Source organism: Bradyrhizobium nivariense (assembly GCF_029846695.2).
Lineage (GTDB): Bacteria > Pseudomonadota > Alphaproteobacteria > Rhizobiales > Xanthobacteraceae > Bradyrhizobium.
In genome coordinates this window covers 261,266-280,865 of sequence record NZ_JARWCR020000001.1, presented here as the reverse complement: position 1 = coordinate 280,865, position 19,600 = coordinate 261,266, and the positions used below count along the sequence as shown (strand labels likewise).

General features: G+C 65.3%; 13 protein-coding genes and 3 pseudogenes. 6 read left to right on the top strand and 10 right to left on the bottom strand.

The features are described from left to right. Positions 1-42 precede the first annotated feature (42 nt). Positions 43-981 (top strand): aldo/keto reductase, encoded by a 939-nt coding sequence (locus QCM77_RS01375; RefSeq protein WP_279681567.1) that lies wholly within the window; start codon positions 43-45, stop codon positions 979-981. A 23-nt stretch (positions 982-1,004) separates the two neighbouring features. On the opposite strand, the gene QCM77_RS01370 is transcribed toward QCM77_RS01375, so the two are convergent. After that, a complete protein-coding gene (locus tag QCM77_RS01370) occupies positions 1,005-3,845 on the bottom strand; it encodes an ATP-binding protein (RefSeq protein WP_279681565.1) in 2,841 nt (946 codons plus the stop codon). 308 nt (positions 3,846-4,153) lie between these two features. On the opposite strand from QCM77_RS01370, the gene QCM77_RS01365 reads away from it, so the two are divergent. Further along, complete coding sequence (locus QCM77_RS01365) at positions 4,154-5,143, top strand: Bug family tripartite tricarboxylate transporter substrate binding protein (RefSeq protein ID WP_279669114.1); 990 nt, start codon at positions 4,154-4,156, stop codon at positions 5,141-5,143. 6 nt (positions 5,144-5,149) lie between these two features. On the opposite strand, the pseudogene QCM77_RS01360 reads toward QCM77_RS01365, so the two are convergent. Together QCM77_RS01360 and QCM77_RS01355 are read right to left on the bottom strand one after the other, a co-directional pair. Next, positions 5,150-5,995, bottom strand: a pseudogene (locus QCM77_RS01360) (MFS transporter); the annotation flags it as partial. Positions 5,996-7,092: 1,097 nt separating this feature from the next. Next, on the bottom strand, positions 7,093-7,461 hold the full coding sequence (locus QCM77_RS01355) for a hypothetical protein (protein WP_279663462.1): 369 nt from the start codon (positions 7,459-7,461) through the stop codon (positions 7,093-7,095). Between QCM77_RS01355 and bamA the strand changes: the two are divergent. Continuing rightward, positions 7,445-10,081, top strand: a pseudogene (gene bamA / locus QCM77_RS01350) (outer membrane protein assembly factor BamA); the annotation flags it as partial. The gene QCM77_RS01355 and the pseudogene bamA sit on opposite strands and share 17 nt — an antisense overlap. A gap of 57 nt (positions 10,082-10,138) precedes the next feature. On the opposite strand, the pseudogene QCM77_RS01345 reads toward bamA, so the two are convergent. Then, positions 10,139-10,432 (bottom strand): annotated as a pseudogene (locus QCM77_RS01345) (MFS transporter); the annotation flags it as partial. A 159-nt stretch (positions 10,433-10,591) separates the two neighbouring features. Between QCM77_RS01345 and QCM77_RS01340 the strand changes: the two are divergent. Beyond that, positions 10,592-10,735: a BamA/TamA family outer membrane protein gene (locus tag QCM77_RS01340; protein ID WP_462804277.1), complete on the top strand. Its 144-nt coding sequence runs from the start codon at positions 10,592-10,594 to the stop codon at positions 10,733-10,735. On the opposite strand, the gene QCM77_RS01335 is transcribed toward QCM77_RS01340, so the two are convergent. The 6 genes from QCM77_RS01335 to QCM77_RS01310 form a co-directional block, all read right to left on the bottom strand. Further along, positions 10,732-11,964, bottom strand: coding sequence for a Zn-dependent hydrolase (locus tag QCM77_RS01335; RefSeq protein WP_279663465.1), 1,233 nt, complete (start codon positions 11,962-11,964; stop codon positions 10,732-10,734). The two genes, QCM77_RS01340 and QCM77_RS01335, sit on opposite strands and share 4 nt — an antisense overlap. Beyond that, complete coding sequence (locus QCM77_RS01330) at positions 11,957-12,742, bottom strand: ABC transporter ATP-binding protein (protein WP_279663467.1); 786 nt, start codon at positions 12,740-12,742, stop codon at positions 11,957-11,959. Before QCM77_RS01330 ends, QCM77_RS01335 begins: the two co-directional genes overlap by 8 nt. Continuing rightward, positions 12,739-13,512 (bottom strand): ABC transporter permease, encoded by a 774-nt coding sequence (locus QCM77_RS01325; RefSeq protein ID WP_279681694.1) that lies wholly within the window; start codon positions 13,510-13,512, stop codon positions 12,739-12,741. The genes QCM77_RS01330 and QCM77_RS01325 overlap by 4 nt, the downstream gene beginning before the upstream one ends. A 73-nt stretch (positions 13,513-13,585) precedes the next feature. Then, on the bottom strand, positions 13,586-14,530 hold the full coding sequence (locus QCM77_RS01320) for an ABC transporter substrate-binding protein (RefSeq protein ID WP_279681563.1): 945 nt from the start codon (positions 14,528-14,530) through the stop codon (positions 13,586-13,588). Positions 14,531-14,636: 106 nt separating this feature from the next. Then, positions 14,637-15,365, bottom strand: a complete 729-nt coding sequence (gene hutC, locus QCM77_RS01315; protein ID WP_279663472.1) for a histidine utilization transcriptional repressor HutC — start codon at positions 15,363-15,365, stop codon at positions 14,637-14,639. After that, positions 15,362-16,720 (bottom strand): formimidoylglutamate deiminase, encoded by a 1,359-nt coding sequence (locus tag QCM77_RS01310; protein WP_279681561.1) that lies wholly within the window; start codon positions 16,718-16,720, stop codon positions 15,362-15,364. Before QCM77_RS01310 ends, hutC begins: the two co-directional genes overlap by 4 nt. Before the next feature lie 99 nt (positions 16,721-16,819). Between QCM77_RS01310 and hutI the strand changes: the two genes are divergently transcribed. Next, a complete protein-coding gene (gene hutI / locus QCM77_RS01305; RefSeq protein ID WP_279681559.1) occupies positions 16,820-18,034 on the top strand; it encodes an imidazolonepropionase in 1,215 nt (404 codons plus the stop codon). Then, positions 18,031-19,590 carry a histidine ammonia-lyase gene (gene hutH, locus QCM77_RS01300; protein ID WP_279681557.1) on the top strand — a complete coding sequence of 520 codons (1,560 nt, stop codon included), beginning with the start codon at positions 18,031-18,033 and terminating at the stop codon, positions 19,588-19,590. Before hutI ends, hutH begins: the two co-directional genes overlap by 4 nt. Positions 19,591-19,600 lie beyond the last annotated feature (10 nt).

Here is a 19,600-nt window from a genome sequence, read left to right as displayed (position 1 = left end):
CCTGCTTTTGGGGGAGCCGGGGACAAACATGGGAGCATCAGCATGACGACGTCGGATTCGCTTCGCTATACGAGGATTCCCACTCACGGGTCAGGGACGATTCCCGCTGTGGGATTTGGCACGCTCATTCCGGATCCGCTCGTGACCAGGCGGGCCACCAGGGCCGCATTGGAGGCCGGGTTTCGACATCTCGATTGTGCGGAGCGCCATCGCAACGAAGAGGCGGTCGGCGATGCGCTGCAGGAGACGTTCAGGGCGGGGACGCTTCAGCGCCAGGACCTGTTCGTTACGACGAAGCTATGGAACACCAATCATCGGCCGGAGCGGGTCAAGCCTGCCTTCGACGCCAGTCGCCGGCGACTGCAGCTCGACGATATCGACTGCTATATCATCCATACGCCCTTTGCCTTTCAACCCGGCGACGAGCAGGACCCGAGAGATGAGCGCGGTCGGGTCATCTATGATTCAGGGGTTACGTTGGCGGAGACATGGGGGGCGCTGGAGCGCCTCGTCGACGAGGGGCACTGCAAGTCGATCGGCCTGTCGGACATCACCCTGGAGAAGCTGCGCGAGATCGTCGCGGTCGCGCGGATCAGGCCCGCCATGGTGCAAGTCGAATCGCATCCGTATCTTCCCGAATGGGACCTTCTCGACTTCTGTCGAGAGCACGGAATCGTCTTGCAGGCGTTTGCGGCGCTGGGACACGCCATGAAGCCGAACCTCCTCGCTGACCCCGTGATCACCGCCATCGCGGAGCGCGTCCACAAGACCCCGGCTCAAATTGCGCTGGCGTGGGCCGTTCAGCGCGGCACGGCTTTCCTGACGACTTCGACCAATCCTCGGCGCATCCAGGAAAACTTCGATATTTCGGCCTTGCCCGAAGACGCCATGCGAGAGATGCGGGACCAGATCACGACAAACATCAGGTTCAACACGGTCGTCGAGACCGGCGTGCCCGGATTCATTCCGCGGGCCGGATGAATCGCCGCCGGCAAGCCGACTCGTCAAGCCCGGAGCTGCTCGATCAAATCGTGGGCGCTGCGGATATCGGCGATGCCGGCGCCCTCGGTGAACGGCCCGCATGCGCGTTCCAGAATTGCCAAGGCCTCCGTAGTCTGGCCAGCTCCGACCATGAACCGCGCGAGGCTGACCGCGCTTCGCAGCTCCCAGAAGCGCGCGCCTTGCTGGACGGCAATGTCCATGGCCTCGCGAAAATGCGCCTCGGCGTCGTCTGAATGCCGCGCGCTCCTGAGCATCAATTCGCCCTTGATGCGGGTCAGCTCCGGCAGATACCACAGCTCCTGCCGGTCGTTGCAGCGGGTCAGGATGTCCTCGATCACGTCGAGGCCGCGGTCGACCTGGTCGGCCTCCCCGGAACACGCGGCGAGCTCGCCGAGCAGGGGCAGAAAACGCGGCAGGAAGCGCGCATCGCCGGCGCGATAGAGCTCTTCACGCAGCAGCGGCAGGCCCGTCGTGACATCGCCTCGCCTGGCGATGACCGCGGCGTTGAAGGCCCGTGCCCACAGGCCCCACAGCCGGATCGCGTGGCGCTCGGTGTGTTCGAGCAGCTCGGTGCCGTGACGCTCCGCGGCGTCGAAATCGCCGGACCAGAAGGCGATCGGACAGGCGGCTTGTCCGAGCACGCTGCAGAAGGTCAGCGCGTGGCCGTTGGCGCGGCCTTCCTCGATGTTTCTGGCGGTGAGGGCCTGAGCCTGATCGGCCAGCCCCTGAAGCCACAGGATGCGGGCCCGGAAATATTGCGTCGATATCCTGAGATCGAGCGGAAAGATCTTCGGCTTCTCCGCCAACACATGCAGCGATGCATTGACCCGGTCGATGCGCAGCCGAGCCTCGTTCTGATCCCCGAGATAGTGCAACGCGACGGCCATCAGCCGGTCGCCCAGCATGACATCGGTCCTGTCGGGCGAGTTCGCCGCTGCGTTCGCAAAGCGATCGGCGAGCGCACGGGCCTTGCCGAACTGCCCGTTGTTGAACTGGTCGATGCACAAGCCCCAGAGCGCGCGCAGCCGGAAATCCTTGTCGTCGAGCCTGTCAGCCAGCTCGAGGGTCGTCTCGAGGATCGGCCGCGCCTCGCGCGCGCGGCCCTCGCCATACATCAGCGACCAGCCGAGCGCCGACAGGAGCTGCATGCGGATGCGGTCATCACCGCCGCTGTCTCCGAGCGCGGCGAGCGCCGTTCTGCTGCGCTCGCGGCATTCGGCGAACAGCGAAAGACGCACCCACAGCGTGACCGCGGCCGCCGTCAGCGCGATACCGAGTGTCGCCTCGCCGTCGGGCCCGAACGCCCAGTCCAACGCCGCACGCACATTGTCCAGCTCCGCGCCATAGATGCCCAGCCATTCGGGCAGCGGCGTCGAATTGTCGGCCTCCGCGCGCTCGAAGAAATCGCGAAAATGCGCCGCGTGGCGCCGCGCGAACTGCCCGGTTTCGCCGAGCTCGTTGAGTTTTCCGTGCGCATAGGTGCGCGTGGTGTCGAGCAGGCGATAGCGCAGCGTCCGCGAGCCGGACGGCGAGATCAGCGACTTGGTCACCAGGCTGTCGATCGCTTCGAGAGTCTCCGATGCGTTGAGGCCGTCACCGGACGCGACCGCGGCAGCCGCCTCCGGCGCGAAAGGCCCGGCGAAGACCGACAGGCGTCGTAGCGTAGCGCTCTCCGCGGCAGGCAGAAGGTCGTAGCTCCAGTCGAGGGCCGCGGCGAGCGTCTGGTGCCGCGGCACGGCGGTGCGCCGTCCCCGCCATTGCAGCGAAAAGCGGCTGTCGAGCAGGGATGCCGTGCCGGCGATGCCGTAAGCATTGACGCGGCCCGCCGCGAGCTCGATCGCCAGCGCGATGCCGTCGAGGCGCCGGCAGATGTTCGCGACGAGGGGCGCCTCTTCTGCGCTGAGCTGGAACGGGCCAGAGCTTTGCGCAATACGCTCCACGAAGAGCTGGGCCGCGGGGTAGGCAAGGACCTCGGCGACAGCAAGCCCTTCACGCTCTGGCGGACAATCCAGCGGGAACAGCCGGAATATCCGCTCGCCTTCGCTCCGGAACGACTCGCGGCTGGTTGCGAGAACACGCAGCTGCGGCGCCTCGCGAACGATGCGCTCGACCAGCGGCGCCAAATGATCCAGCACGTGTTCGCAACTGTCGAAGATCAGCAGGGCTGGGCCGGTCTTCAGAAATGTCAGCAGGGCCGGCGTCGGATCCTCGGAGCTGATGGTCAGTCCGAGCGCCGAAGCAACGGTGGTCGCGATGTGGCTGGCATCCCTCAGCGGACCGAAATCGACAAAGAAGACTCGTCCGCCGAAATCCTGGGAACGGCGATGCCCGACGGTGACGGCGACCGCGGTCTTGCCGATGCCGCCCGGGCCGACGACGGTCATGAAGCGATAGAGCGAAAGTCCGTTCGAGATTTTCTCGATGACGTCTTCCCGGCCGACCATCTTCGTAAGCTGAGCGGGCAGGGAGTGGGGAGGGGCGATTTCGGCGGGGGGCGAGACCGCCGGCGTTGCTGCTTGAGCGAACGAGGCGACAAAGCAATAGCCGCGGCCGGGCACGTTGATGACATAACGGGCCGACTTGCCGGTATCGCCGAGCGCCTTGCGCAGCGCCGCGACATGGAAGCGCAGGCTGCCCTCGTCGACATTGACGTCGGCCCAGATGCGCTTGACCAGCTCTCTCTTGTCGACGACTTCACCGGGGCGTCCGGCAAGGAAAATGAGAATGTCGAGCGCGCGGCCGCCGACATGAAGCGGCGAGCCCTCTTTCTCCAAGCGCCGGGACTTCGGAAACAGTCGAAATGGCCCAAAGGAAATGGCCGAGTCTTCGCTACGATCTGGCACGCGCCATCGCCCCCTGGAAGGGAGTCAAAAAGTATTACTTTCTGGTCTACCAGAACGAGGCGTACAGTAAACTGGCCGAAAGCAGTGGGCAGGGCTGACAAGCCCTGCGCGGACGGCTTGGGTCCGCGGGCTCGCCGAAATAATGCTTGAAAAGTAAGGAGTTAGGCCGAGGTGACAAGGCGATGGCGCCGGGGCTCGTCCGGATGGAGCATTGACTGTGGCGGATTGCTGCGATGGCATGCTCCGGGATCTGGTCCCGCCACGACATTGACTGCCGAACGTTGACTGCCGACTTCCGGAATTCCAGCATGGCTTCCTTCTCGCGGCGACAATTCGTCCATGGGTTGTCGGGCGCAGCGGCGCTCGCCGCACTTCCCCGCAGCGGACAAGCCGCCGACTATCCGTCTCGTCCCATTCGACTGGTGATTCCCTACGGGGCCGGCGGATCGGGTGACCAGATCGGGCGCCCCTGGGTGGACAGGATGTCGTCGCTGCTCGGGCCGACCTTCGTCGAATATATCGGCGGTGCGGGCGGCGCGATCGGGACCGCGGCGGTCGCGCGCGAGGAGCCCGACGGCTATTCGCTGCTGCTCGGCAACGGCAGCACGCAGGTCATCATTCCGCTGACGTCGGCAAATCCCGCTTACTCGGTCGGTGATTTCCGCGCCATCTACCGCCTGATCAACAGCGCGCTGGTTTTCGCCATCCATCCTGCGGTGCCAGCCGCAAACCTGCGCGAGCTGATCGTCTATGCGAAAGCCAATCCGGGAAAGCTGTCCTATGGCACGCCGGGGATCGCGACCGGAAATCATCTGGTCGGCGAATCCTTCAAGCAGCAGGCCGGCGCGCTGGACATCGTCCATGTGCCCTATCGCGGCATCGCGCAGGCGACCAACGACCTCGTCAGCGGCCAGATATCGCTCGTCATTGCCGTCATGTCCATTCAATTGCAGCAACTGGCTCAAGCCGGGAAAGTAAGGCTGCTGGCGGTCACCACCGAAAGGCGGCTGAGCGGTGCGCCTGACGTACCGACCGCCGTCGAATCCGGCATGCCCGACATCCGATATGAGGGATGGTTCGGTCTGTTCGCGCCCAAGGACACCGACGATGCGATCATCGACCGGATCGCGCAGGCGACGCGCCTCGCCATGTCCGATACGGTGCTTCTGGCGAGCTATCGCGCCCAGGGCATGGAGCCCGACAACGATTCCAGCCCGGACAAATTCCAGCGCATTGTCGAGGCGACATCGGCAAGCCTGGCGCCCGTGATCAAATCGATCGGGCTGAGCAATTTGTGAGGCCGCTCAGGCGTCGGTGCGCGTAACAATGCGCGCCGACAGCGTGACGAGGCCCATCAGCGCGGCCAGCAGCCAGAACGCCATCGGCAATCCGCCAAGACGTGCGACGAAGCCGACACCGGCGGGGCCGACGAGGATGCCGGCGTAGCCGGCGGTCGTGATCGCCGCGACGGCGAGCCCGGTGGGCATCACCGTCTGCCTCGCCGCCCGGCGGAACAGCACTGGCACGAGGTTCGATGCGCCGAGGCCGATCAGCAGGAAGCCGCCGATGGCGATTGCTGCGACGCCAGCCGTGAGCAGGACCACGAAGCCCGCGATTGCAATGAGGCTGCCCCAGAACAATGTCGTGCGGTCTCCGACGCGCGCGACGACGGCGTCGCCGCCGAGCCGCCCCACCGTCATCGCGATCGAGAACACGATGTAGCCGATCCCGCCTTGCGCCTCCGAGACGAGGCCCGCGCCGATGACGAGCAGCGCACCCCAATCGAGCATCGCGCCCTCGACGAGGAAGGTGATGGCGCCGAGCAGCGCGAGCAGGAGCACGGAGCCATGCGGCAGCACGAACAGCGGTCCTTCCTGCACCTGCGCGGAACGAAGCAGGCGCGGCCAGGTCACCAGCATCGCGATCAGCATCAGGACGGAGCAGATCAGCGTGCAAGCGAGCGCATCGAGTTGCAGCGAGAGCAGCGCGGTCATCAGCGCGGATCCGGCGAAGCCGCCGATGCTGAACAGCGCGTGGAAGCCGGACATCAGCGGACGTCCCGCGCCGCGCTCCACCTCCACCGCGTGGATGTTCATGGCGACGTCGATGGAGCCGAGCGCGGCGCCAAACGCGAAGAGGACCAGCGCCAGCGGTCAAGCCGCGTTGACGAAAATATTCCACTTTACCGAAATTCGGAAACGGCGTATGTGTCGCCCATCCCGGCTCATTCTTGAGGGGCGATCTTGTGGTCGTCATGTTCGCGAGCCGGGCTTGCGGTGGACGCGGCAGCGTTCGGGCGCGAGAAGTCTGGGGCAGGGCGGATTGCTCTCCGTGAGCCCTGAGGCTTCGTGCCGACGAGCGGCGCTGCCAGGTTCGTCTCGCCATCAGGTCGGCGGCAACGTGCACAACGTCGTCGAAACCGATGGTGAGCAGCGAGCCGTGCGTACGGCAAAACCGTGTGGTCCTGGCCGTCGTTGCTACGGTCAAGCCTTTGCGGATGCGGCATTCGCGTCAACCGGCGCGATGTCCGCGACTTCTGTGAGGGCGAGGGAGGCCAAAAGGAACTCGGCTCCCGGGAGAGCACGGCATAAGCCGTAAAGCCACTGCGCAGGGAAGGCCGAGTGATTTGGCTACACCTGTATGCTGCTGTGCGGTTTTTCTGCGTGTATTTTCGCGCAGCGGACCGCGGGTGCCAGCCGGCACCCGGCCTTCCCTGCGCCCTCTTGGCTTCGAGGGTGGAGCGACCAAGCAAAGCTCGGGCGAAATGCGCCGCGAGGATGCGAAGGTGTGTCCGGATGCCGTAGGATGGGTAGAGCCCTTGCGAAACCCATCATGCTTCGGTGCGGACGCGAGCGTGATGGGTTTCGCTTCGCTCTACCCATCCGACGAGTGCACTTGAGATGCCTGTTGGAGAATGATGACGATGCCCCTTGCTCCGTCATTGCGAGCAGAGCGACTTGTCCGCCGAAGCTTTAGCGAAGGCGGAAGCAATCCAGAGTCTGTCCGCGGCGGGATTCTGGATTTGCTTCGCTCCGCTCGCAACGACGATGGGGAGGCGGGCGTGCGCCTCACTCTCCTCTCGTGCCCCGGACGCGGCGCAGCGCTATCCCGGCGATGCGAAGCATCGTCCGGTTCAGCGATGCGCTGCAGAGCCGGGGCCCATGTCGCCTCACTGTACCGTGTCGCTGCTGGGTCCCGGCTCTGCGCAGCAACGCTCGCGCGTTGCAGCGCGTACGGGAGAATCCGCTCACCACGCAATCGGAATCCTCTGCGCAAATCCGCCCAGATCCGAGTCGGGGCTCAAGGGCTGGCGGTCGAGTGGCCGGTTGTTGTTGCCGCGGGCGAACGAGGCGCCGGGCGGCAGTGCGTAGTCGGTGAATTTGCGCTCGCCCGGCAGCACCTCGGTGCCGCCATCCAGCCAGGACCGTTTGCTCACATAGATGCGGGTGCCCGGACCGGACCGGTAGGAACGGTTGGGTCCGCGCGGACCGTAGTCGTAGACCGCGCTTTGTGTCGCCTGTTGTCGGTCGCGCTTGTCCGCCGTCGCGGCATGAGCGGAGAGGGTCGAGGCGAGGAGGGCGACCAGCACCGTTCTGGTCATGACAATCGCGTTCATCGGCAAATACCCCATGCGAGTTCCTGATGCCGTCGCCTCTCGCACCAGCTTGAGCCCCAGTAAAGAATTCGAATGTTGCGCGATGTTGCTGAACCTCTGTAGCGGCAGGCCGCGTGTGCGGCAGCTTCCATGTCGGCCAGTCGCCGCCGACAGCGCGCGCGGTCGTTGTCGCCGCGCCGCTCACACGGTTGATCGACCAATCAAATTCAACGACCGGAAACAGTACAGCAATCTCAAAGCCACACGGCGGACACAGCCGTTTCGTTTCAGAGCAGGTGAGGTGTTCTTGAGGTGTGGAATGTCGTTGTTGCGGACCTGGCTGATCGTTGTGGTGATGAGCGGCGTATCGATTGCAAGCTCACTTCCGCTTGCCCTGTTGCCGCAACCGGCGGCCGCGCAAGTCGCGGAGACCATCGTCATCGAAGGCAACCGCCGCGTTGAGGCCGAGACGGTTCGCTCCTATTTCAAGCCGGGTCCGGGCGGTCGCCTGGATCAGCCCGCGATCGACGACGGCCTCAAGGCGTTGATCGGGACCGGCCTGTTTCAGGACGTGAAGATCAACCGCGGCCCCGGAGGCCAGATCATCGTCTCCGTGGTGGAAAATGCCGTGATCGGCCGTATTGCCTTCGAGGGCAACAAGAAGATCAAGGACGAGCAGCTCTCGAGCGAAATCCAGTCCAAGCCGCGCGGGACTTTCTCGCGGGCGCTGGTGCAGTCCGACACGCTGCGCATCGCCGAGATCTACCGCCGCTCCGGCCGCTACGACGTGCGCGTCACGCCTGAGGTCATCGAGCAGCCGAACAACCGCGTCGATCTCGTCTTCACGGTCGAGGAGGGCGCCAAGACCGGCGTCAAATCGGTTGAGTTCATCGGCAACAGCGCGTTCTCGTCGTATCGCCTGCGCGACGTCATCAAGACGCACGAGAGCAATCTGCTCAGCTTCCTCGGCAACAACGACATCTATGATCCGGACAGGGTCGAGGCCGACCGCGACCTGATCCGCCGCTTCTATCTAAAGAACGGCTTTGCCGACGTCCAGGTCGTGGCCGCGCTCACCGAATACGATCCGGAGAAGAAGGGCTTTCTCGTCACCTTCAAGATCGATGAAGGTCAGCAGTACCGTGTCGGCTCGGTCGATTTCCGCTCCAGTATTGCCAATTTCGACGCAGCCTCGCTGCGCAGCCTTTCGCGCGTCAATGTCGGCTCTCTCTACAACGTCGAAACGGTCGAGAAGTCGACCGAGGAGATGCAGGTCGAGGCGTCGCGCCGCGGCTATGCCTTCGCCCTGGTCCGTCCCGGCGGTGACCGCAACTTCGAGGCGCACACGGTGTCGGTCGTGTTCAATGTCGACGAGGGCCCGCGGACCTATATCGAGCGCATCAACCTCCGCGGTAACACCCGCACACGCGACTACGTGATCCGGCGCGAATTCGACATCTCCGAGGGCGATGCCTATAACCGCGCGCTGGTCGACCGTGCCGAGCGGCGCCTGAAGAACCTCGACTACTTCAAGAGCGTCAAGATCGTCACCGAGCCCGGCTCGTCGAGCGACCGCGTGATCCTGATCGTCGACATCGAAGAGAAATCGACCGGCGACTTCTCGATCTCGGGCGGCTACTCCACGTCCGACGGCGCGCTGGCCGAAGTCTCGATCTCCGAGCGCAACCTGCTCGGCAAAGGGCTCTACGCCAAGGCGTCGGTCAGCTACGGCCAGTATTCGCGCGGGATATCGCTGTCCTTCGTCGAGCCTTATCTGCTCGATTACCGGATGGCGCTCGGATTCGACACCTACTGGCGCCAGCAATTGTCGAACAGCTATACCAGCTACGGCGTGACGACGCTGGGCTTCTCGCCGCGCATCGGCCTTGCGTTGCGTGAAGATCTGTCGCTCCAGCTCCGCTATTCGCTCTATCAACAGAGCATCACGCTCGCCAGCGCCTACAACAATTGCAACAACAATGCCTCGAACACGTCGCTGGCGTACAACCCGACGCCGGCCTACATCAAGAACGTTCTGGGCGGTGTGGACCCGACCAACGCCACGGATTCGGGCGTCTATGGATATGGCTGCTACGGCGACGGCGAGTCGAGCCTGCCGGTCCGAAAAGAGCTGGCGAACGGAGCGACCTGGACCTCGGCGCTCGGCTATACGCTGAATTACAACACGCTCGACAACACCAAGAACCCGACCGACGGGTTGCTGATCGACTTCCGGCAGGATTTCGCCGGCGTCGGCGGCGACGTCACCTATCTGAAGACGGCCCTGGACACCAAGTACTACACGCCGCTCGTCTCCGAAATCATCAGCGTCATCCATCTCCAGGGCGGTCTCCTCAGCAAGCTCGGCAACCAGGATCTGCGCATGCTGGATCACTTCCAGATGGGTCCGAACCTCGTGCGCGGTTTCGCGTCCAACGGCATCGGTCCGCGCGACATCACTTATTGGAGCTTGGGCGCGAGCGGGGATGCGCTCGGCGGCACGAAATACTGGGGCGCATCGATGGAATTGCAGATGCCGTTCTGGTTCCTGCCTAAGGAGGTCGGCCTGAAGGGCGCGGTCTACGCCGATGCCGGCTCGCTCTGGGGCTACCAGGGGCCGACGTCGTGGACGGCCACCGGGGAGGTCAACACCAAGGCCTGCCCGACCTGCGGACTGCAATATGACGACGGCAATCTACGTCGCCGGCGAGCTCGCGATTGCCAGCAGAGGCAGGACCAGGGCGAGACCGAGCCCGCCCGCAATGATGATCGGCTTGCTGCCATGGCGCGCGCTCATGATGCCGGTCAGAAGCATCGCGACGACCGAGCCGATGCCGAGGCTGAGCAGGAGCAGTCCGAGCACACCATCATCGACGGCGAGCCGCGCCTTCGCGAACGGCACCAGCGGTGCCCAGCACGCGATGCCGAACCCCGCGACGAGGAAGGCAAGCCTGGTCGCAAGGCGGGTCGCCGGCGTGTCGGCAGAAGGCATGGGAACTCCGGGGGGAAGCAGGGCGAGAGTGAATCGACAAGCCCTGCGATTGCCGCGCCTTTATGTCCGCAGCGTGCCCGAATTGTCGCAGGCAATCTTCGATAGCTGCAAAGCGGACGCGCAGGCCCTCTCGTCCGTTGCCGGCATCTCGGCGCGCCGGTGGGCTGCCCGTCGGGCAAAACACCGGAGCATCTCCGACCTGCGCGGTGTGGGCCGCTGCGCTTCGACTATGCCGTGCCGATCACGAAGGGCAAGTACGACATTGTTCAGGAGTTCAGGTTCGGTGGCGGCACGTCGTTCTAGCCGGTCAGGATCCGTCGGCAGGCGTCGACGAACACCTGCGCGCCGGTGACGATGTCGGCGTCGGCGGTGTTCTCGGTCCAATGATGGCTGATGCCGCCGATCGACGGCACGAACAGCATGCCCGCGGGCATGATTGTCGCGAGCATCTGCGCGTCATGACCGGCGCCGCTGGCCATGCGGACGGATCGCCCGCCGGCCAGGGCCTTGCTCGCAGCTTCGATCGCGTCCTGGATGCCCGCGTTCATCATCGCGGGCGCGCCGGTGCGCAGCTTCTCCACGGTGACGGTGCAGGGACCGTTCGCGTTGGCTTCGTCCGCCATGCTCCGCAGCAGTGCTTCCAGCCGCGCGATGACGATAGGATCGTCGTCGCGGATCTGGAACAGCATCTCCGCGCCTCCGGGGATGATGCTGGGCGCGCCGGGATCGAGCGTGATGCGGCCAGTGGTCCAGACCGTGCGCGGGCCGCTTGTATCAGGGAAGCGCTGGTCGATGGCCACGCAGAATTTGGCCAGCGCCAGTCCCGCATCCTTCCGTGCCGCCATGCGCGTGGTGCCGGCGTGATTCTGCTCACCGACGAAATTGATCTGGTATTGCCAGATGCCGACGATGGAGGTGACGACACCGACCGCAAGGTGGCCACTTTCGAGCGTGTCGCCCTGCTCGATATGCGCCTCCAGATATCCGACGTGCCGGCCCGGCTCGGCGGCGATGCGCGGTCGTCCTGCGAGCCCCATGTCGGCGAGTGCGTCCCGCATGGTGCGGCCGCTGGTGCGGTCGCGCGCGGCGTCGATGTCGGCCTCGGTGACCTGACCGACGTAAGATCGAGAGCCGAGGAAATGCCCAAAGTGTCCTTCCTCGTCGCACCAGGCGGCAACTTCGACGGCGCCCTTGAACGAGGGATCGGCATTGAGCACGCGGGCTGCTTCGAGCGCATAGATGACACCGAGCGGGCCGTCGAGCCAGCCGGCGTAGTTCTGGCTCTCCAGGTGCGATCCCGCCAGCAGCTTGGGTCCCGACTTTGCGCTGGTGCCGAAGACATTGCCGATGCCGTCGATCGCGGCGGTGAGGCCTGCGTCGGGCAGCTGCTGCACCAGCCAATCCAGCGAAAGCTTGTGCGGCTCGGAGAAGGTTGGCTTGTGCACGCCGGTCTTGTAGGCGCCGATGGCGCGGAGCGCATTGAGGTCGGCGAGAACGCGCTTTCCGTCGGCGCGCGGCTGGCTGTCAGGCATGTTCGGCAACCTTCAACGCCTCGGTGCGGATCTCCTCGACCAGGCGTTCCTTCAACTGGACGAATTCGGACGTGGTCTTGATCTTGTAGGAGCGCGGATGCGGCAGGTCCACATTGATCTCGGCCTTGATCCGGCCGGGGCGTGCACTCATGACGATGACGCGGCTGCCGAGGAAGATCGCTTCCTCGATGTCGTGGGTCACGAACAGCACGGTCTTCTGGTCGCGCTCCCAGATCCCGAGCAGCATTTCCTGCATCAAGGCGCGGGTCTGGTTATCGAGCGCGCCGAAGGGCTCGTCGAGCAGCAGGATCTTTGGATCATTGGCGAGCGCGCGGGCAATCGCCGTGCGCTGCTGCATACCGCCGGAGAGCTGCTTCGGCCAGTGGTTCTCGAAGCCGGACAGACCGACCTGGCGGATGAAGGCGTCGGCGATCTTGTTCCGCTCGTCCTGAGGTACGCCGCGCTCGCGCAGGCCGAAGGCGATGTTCTCGCGCACGGTCAGCCAGGGAAACAGCGTGTAGGACTGGAACACCATGCCGCGGTCGGCGCCCGGGCCGGTCACCTCGCGTCCATCGAGCACCACACGTCCGCCGGTCGGGCGATCGAGGCCGGCGACGATGCGAAGCAGCGTGGACTTGCCGCAGCCGGAAGGGCCGAGGATGGTGACGAAGTCGTTGTTGCCGATCACAAGATCGGTCGGCTCCAGCGCCCTGGTCGGTGCGTTGCCGTGGCGCGCGGGAAAGGTTCGCGAGACCTGCTCGACCTTGAGGGTCGTCATGCAAGCCTCCAGGGAAACAGCCAGGCGTTGAACGCCTTGAACAGGAAGTCCGAGACGAGGCCGATCAGTCCGATCACGATGATGCCGAAGATGATCTGGCCGGTGTTGAGCAGCGCCTGGCTGTCGGTGATCATGTGGCCGATGCCGGAGGACGAGCCGATCAGTTCGGCGACGATGACATAGGTCCAGGCCCAGCCCAGCACCAGCCGCAGGATTTCAGCGATCTCCGGCGCGGAGGAGGGCAACAGCACGCGGCGGATAATGCCGCGGTCGCTGGCGCCTAGCGTATAGGCCGCCTCGACCAGATCGCGCCGCGTCGTGCCGACGGTCACCGCCACCATCAGGATGACCTGGAACACCGAGCCGATGAAGATGACCAGCAGCTTCTGTAGTTCGCCGATACCGGCCCACAGGATGAGGAGCGGGATGAAAGCGGACGCGGGCAGATAGCGTGCAAAGGAGACGAAAGGCTCGAGGAACGCTTCGACCGGCTTGTAGGCGCCCATCAGCACGCCGAACGGCACCGCGATGATTGCGGCCAGCGCGAAGCCGCCGACGACGCGCCAGATCGTCATGCCAATGTCGAACAGGAAGCCCTGTTTGGTGATCAGATCGACGCCTTCCTGCACCATGGTCAGCGGGTTGGCGAGGAACACTTTGGACACGTGGCCGCCGAAGGTCGCCCAGGACCAGAGGGCAACGAACACCACGAAGAACGCAAGGCCGTAAGCCACGCGCTGCTTTGACGTCACAGGATCGAGGGGACGCATCAAACTGTCTATCCGGGCGGTGAACAAGTTTGCCGGCCCCGCCGCGAGACGGGGCCGGCGGCTCTCAAGAGGTTTACTTGATGTAGCTCGCGTCGAAGAGGTCCTCGACCTTCGGCGCAGCCTTGATGATACCGATCTCGAGCAGAAGGTCTGCGGCCTCCTTGTTGAAGGTCAGGAAATCGCCGGCGAAGAACTTCTGGTTCGCAGCCTTGTCCTGCCAGCGCAGATACTTTGCCGAGTTGCCGAACTGCTCGCCGCTCTGCTTCACGTCGGCGCCCATGATCTCGTAGGCCTTGGCCTGGTCCTTGGCGATCATGTCGAGCGCCTCGAAATAGCTGTCGGCCAGCGCCTGCGCGGCTTTCGGGTTCTCGCTCAAGAACTTCGGCGTGCAGCCGAACGTGTCCATGACCATGGGATAGTCGAGCGTGGTGGCGATGATCTTGCCCTTGTCGGGCGCGGCACGAACCGTCGACAGATACGGCTCATAGGTCATCGCGGCGTCGTTCTGGCCGGAGACGAAGGCTTGCGCGGCAGCGGCCGGCTCGAGGTTCACGACGGTGACGTCCTTCACCGACAGGCCGTTCTTCTTGAGCATCCAGGCCAACGCGAAATAGGGCGAGGTGCCTGGCGCGGAGGCCGCAACGGTCTTGCCCTTCAGATCCTTGATCGCGGCGAGATCGTTGCGCACGGCCATGCCGTCGGCGCCGTAGCTCTTGTCGAGCTGGAAGATCTGCTTGGTCGCGACGCCGTTGGCGTTCCAGGAGATCCACGTCTCGACCGTCGTTGCCGCGCACTGGACGTCACCGGAGGCGATCGCGAGATGGCGGTCCTTCTGCGGGATTTTCTTGATGGTGACGTCGAGGCCGTTCTTCTTGAAGATGCCGGCTTCCTTCGCCAGCGTCAGCGGCGCGAAGCCGGTCCATCCGGAGATGCCGACGCCGACCTTGACGTCGTCGGCGAGCACGGGAGTGGAGGCCGTAAGCGCAATGATTGTCGCAAATACTTTCGAACTACGCATGATTGTCGTCCTCTTGCCGATCGATGGATTGACGTCCTGTTGATCCTGGTCGGCCCTCATGAACCGTTGCCCGAAGCGTTGCACGATTTGTGCCGACATCGTCCTCTCAGCCTCCCTTGAATCGGGCAACAAGGCGGTGAGAGTCACCGGGATAGAGCAGGCGCACCGCGGTGATCGTGCGCGCGCTACGCCAGGTATAGCGGTCGATCACGAGGCAGGGTGCGCCGACGGCGATGTCGAGCGCTTCCGCCGTGCGATCGTCCGCAACGATAGCGCTGATCGTATGTTCGGCCTCTGTCCATGGAACATGGTGGAGCAGCCACGAGCCGGGCGGCTCACGCGAAAAATCCGCGGTCGCCGCATCCGGCACGGACGCCAGATCGATCAGCCTGTCCTCGACGGCGAACGGCACGTTGTCGGCGCTGTGGCGGCAGGTGATCGCGACTACCTTGCCGGCCTTCTTGACGCCGAGGCGGTCACGGTCGGCAGCGGTTGCGGCGCGAAGCTTGCGGCCGATCAGCTCGTAGCCGTAGCCGCGGCCGAGCGCGGTGATCTCGGCGCGGATGTCGGCGATCTTGAGCACGGCAGACTGGTGTTGCGGCCGGCGGACGAAGGAGCCGGCACGTCGCCGCCGCTCGATCAGGTCGGCTTGCGCGAGCTCCGACAGCGCCTTGTTCACGGTCATGCGCGAGCAGCCGTAACGCGCGACCAGTTCGTGCTCGAACGGGATGCGATGCCCGGGCGGCCACTCGCCGGTCAGGATGCGCTTCTCGATATCGGCGCGGATTCGCTTGTACAGCGTCGGCTGGTCGGTCGTATCCGTCGCGAGACTCATGCAACGAGTCTCCGGACCGATGCGTTGAAACGTTCGCGCGCGGTCTGGCGCAGTCTGTGCCGGCCACCTTCGACGACCATGTCGCCGCCGGCCCACACGCAATCGATGGCGCCGCTGCCCGCGGCAAAGATCCAACCGTCGATGGCGGCGTCGCGCGGGCGCCCCGCCAGCGAGGGATGCGTGGTGTCGAGCGTGACGATGTCGGCGCGCGCACCTGGCGTGAGGCCGACGGACATCTGTGCCAGTGCCCGCGCACCACCGGCCAGCGCTTGATCGAACAGGGCGCGTCCCGTCGAGCGGCCTGCGCCAGCGGAGAGCACGTTGCGCTCGCGGTGCTTGAGCCGCTGGCCGTATTCGAGCTGTCGCAGCTCGTCGGCGACGCCAACCAGCACATTGGAATCAGTGCCGATGCCAAAGGCGCCGCCGGCACCGACGAATTCGCGAGCCGGGAAAATGCCATCGCCAAGGCTCGCCTCGGTGATGGGGCAGAGGCCGGCGACCGCGCCGGTCTTGGCGAGGGCAGTGACTTCCTCATTCGTCGTATGGGTTGCGTGGATGAGGCACCAGCGCTGGTCGACGGGCGCGTGTTCCAGCAGCCATTGCACCGGACGTCGTCCGGACCAGGCCAGGCAATCCTCGACTTCCTTCATTTGCTCGGCGGCATGAATGTGCACCGGGCCGCCGTTCGCGAGCGGAATGATCGCCGCAAGCTCGTCCGGCGTCACAGCGCGCAAGCTGTGCGGCGCGATGCCAATATTGGCGCCCGGCAATTTTTCAATCGCCTTGCGCGAAGCGGCCATCAGCGCAGCGAACTGGTCGACTGAGCAGATGAAACGGCGCTGGCCGGCATGCGGCGCCGCGCCGCCGAAGCCGCCATGCGCATAAAAGCTCGGCAGCAGCGTAAGCCCGATGCCGGAAGTCTCGGTGGCCTGCGCGATGCGCGCGGCCATTTCGCCGAGGTCGGCGTAGGGCGTGCCGTCGCGATCATGATGCAGATAATGGAATTCGCCGACGCGGGTAAAACCCTGCTCCAGCATCTCGATATAAAGCAGTGTCGCGACGGCGGCGACGTCATCCGGCGTCATAGCCAGCGCGAAGCGATACATCGTCTCGCGCCAGGTCCAGAAGGTGTCGGTGCTATCGCCGCGCAATTCTGCGAGTCCCGCCATGCCGCGCTGGAAGGCGTGGCTGTGCAGGCTCGCAAGTCCCGGAAGCGCGATCTGGTGGCGCTCGTCGCCTGCGGCCGGCGCCACGCCCGGCGTCACCTCGGCGATCGCGCCGGCGGTGATCGCCACCTGCACGTCATTGGCCCAGCCCGAGGGCAGGAGCGCGGAGGCGAAATGCAGTCGGGTCATGATTACACGCCGGCTGGACAGAACCGCGACACGATTATATGTCTAGACATATAAGTCAAGCATCCCAGGACGCAGGGACATCCGCGAAGGGACAGTTGCATGGCAGAGCGCTTCGACCGGATCTGGCATAACGCCCGCCTCGCCACGATGCGGGCCGACCGTCCCGATCTCGGCGAGATGGAGCACGGCGTGATCGCCGCGCGCGGCGGCCGTATCGTCTATGCAGGTTCGCAGACCGATTTTCCGGCGGATGCCGATGCAGCCGAACGCATCGACTGCGAGGAGCGCTGGATCACGCCCGGCCTCGTCGATTGCCACACCCATCTGGTCTATGGCGGCGACCGCGCCCATGAATTCGAGCTGCGCCTGAAAGGCGCGAGCTACGAGGAGATCGCGCGCGCCGGCGGCGGCATCGTCTCGACGGTGGCCGCGACGCGCAAGGCAAGCGAGACCGAGCTCGTCGCGGGCGGGCTGCCGCGGCTCGATGCGCTGATTGGCGAGGGCGCAACCACGGTCGAGATCAAGTCCGGCTACGGCCTGGACATCGAGACCGAGATGCGGCAGCTGTCCGCTGCGCGCAACCTTGGCCGTCAGCGGCCGGTTGCGATCCGCACGTCGTTTCTTGGCGCGCATGCGCTGCCGCCAGAGGCGGAGGGCGACAAGGATCGCTACATCGATCTCGTCTGCAAGGAGATGTTGCCGGCGGTCGCAAAGGCCGGCCTGGCCGATGCGGTCGATGCCTTCATGGAGGGTATCGCATTTTCCGGTGAGCAGACGGCGCGTGTGTTCGAGACGGCGAGGCGGCTTGGACTGCCGGTCAAGCTGCATGCCGACCAGCTCTCGAACCTGGGCGGTGCTGCGCTCGCCGCAAAATTCTCGGCGCTGTCGGCCGATCACCTCGAGCACACCGACGAAGCCGGTGCCGCCGCGATGGCAAGAGCTAAAACGGTGGCCGTGCTGCTGCCCGGCGCCTTCTATTTCATCCGCGAGACGCAAAAACCGCCGGTCGAGGCATTCCGCAAGCACGGCGTCCCCATGGCGCTGGCGACCGACTGCAATCCCGGGAGCTCGCCGCTGACTTCGCTCCTGCTCGCCACGAACATGGGTGCGACGCTGTTCCGGATGACGGTGGCCGAATGCCTGGCCGGTGTCACCCGCGAAGGCGCGCGAGCGCTCGGTGTGCGGGAGGAGATCGGCACGTTAGAGGCCGGAAAATGGTGCGATCTCGCGATCTGGGACATCGAGCGTCCCGCCGAGCTCGTCTACCGCATCGGCTTCAATCCGCTGCATCGTCGGATCTGGAGGGGGCAATGACGGAGCAAGACGCGCCGATCGTTGTCAAGCCGGGAGCGGTCAGCCTCGATGATCTCGCGCGCGTGCTTGCAGGGCAATCCGTGCTACTCGATCCCTCGTTCTGGCCGCGCGTCGACGCGGCCGCGGAGATCGTTGCAAGGGCTGCGCAAGCCGACGTTCCCGTGTACGGGATCAACACCGGCTTCGGGAAGCTGGCGTCGAAGCGGATTCCGCCGGACCAGACCACGCTGCTCCAGCGCAACCTCATCGTCTCGCATTGCTGCGGCGTCGGCCTGGCGACGCCCGAGCCGATCGTCCGCCTGATGATGGCGCTGAAGATCATTTCGCTCGGGCGTGGCGCCTCCGGCGTGCGCCGCGAGGTGATCGAGCAGCTGCAGGCCATGCTGGCGCGGCGCGTCTATCCGCTGGTGCCGCAGCAAGGTTCGGTCGGCGCTTCCGGCGATCTCGCGCCGCTCGCGCACATGACTGCGGTCATGATCGGCGAAGGGCAGGCAATCGTGGACGGCAAGACCGTATCGGGCCGCGACGCGCTCGCGGCCGCCGGCGTCGTGCCGCTGACATTGGGGCCCAAGGAAGGGCTCGCGCTGATCAACGGCACGCAGTTCTCGACTGCCTACGCCGTCTCCGGCGTGCTTCGCGCATTTCGCCTGGCCCGTGCCGCTCTCGTCACCGGCGCGCTGTCGGTCGATGCAGCGATGGCCTCGACGGCGCCGTTCCGCCCCGAGATCCAGGCGCTGCGCGGTCATTCCGGACAGATCGCGGCGGCGGCAACCTTGATGGCGCTGCTCGACGGCAGCGACATCCGCCTGTCGCATCTCGAAGGCGACGAGCGCGTGCAGGATCCCTATTGCCTGCGCTGCCAGCCGCAGGTCGCGGGCGCAGCGCTCGACCTGATCGTGCAGGCGGCGCGGACGCTGATCGTCGAGGCCAACGCCGTCACCGACAATCCGCTCGTGCTGGTCGAGACCGGCGAGATCGTCTCCGGCGGCAATTTCCACGCCGAGCCGGTGGCCTTTGCGGCGGACACCATCGCGTTGGCGCTGTCGGAGATCGGCGCGATCAGCGAGCGGCGCATCGCGACGCTGGTCGATCCCGCGCTCAATTTCGGCCTGCCGCCGTTCCTGACTCCCGATCCCGGCATCAATTCCGGCTTCATGATCGCCGAGGTGACGGCGGCCGCGCTCTATGCCGAGAACAAGCAGCGCGCGGCCGCCTGCTCGATCGACTCGACGCCGACCAGTGCCAACCAGGAAGACCATGTCTCGATGGCCGCGCATGCTGCACGCCGCCTGTCCGACATGGCCGACAATCTCGCCGCGATCCTCGGCATCGAGTTCTTGGTCGCCGCCCAAGGCATCACGTTGCGCGCGCCGCATGCGACGAGCGCGCCGCTCGTTGCCGTCATTGCCGCACTGCGCGAGCAGGTACCGGCGCTCGGCGCCGACCGCTACATGGCCGGCGATCTCGCCAGGGCTGCAGCGCTGGTCGAAGCCGATGCGCTGCCGGCGGCAGTGCTCGCCGTGCTTTCAACTGACCCGTTTCCGACACTTGCTTGACGAGGTGTTC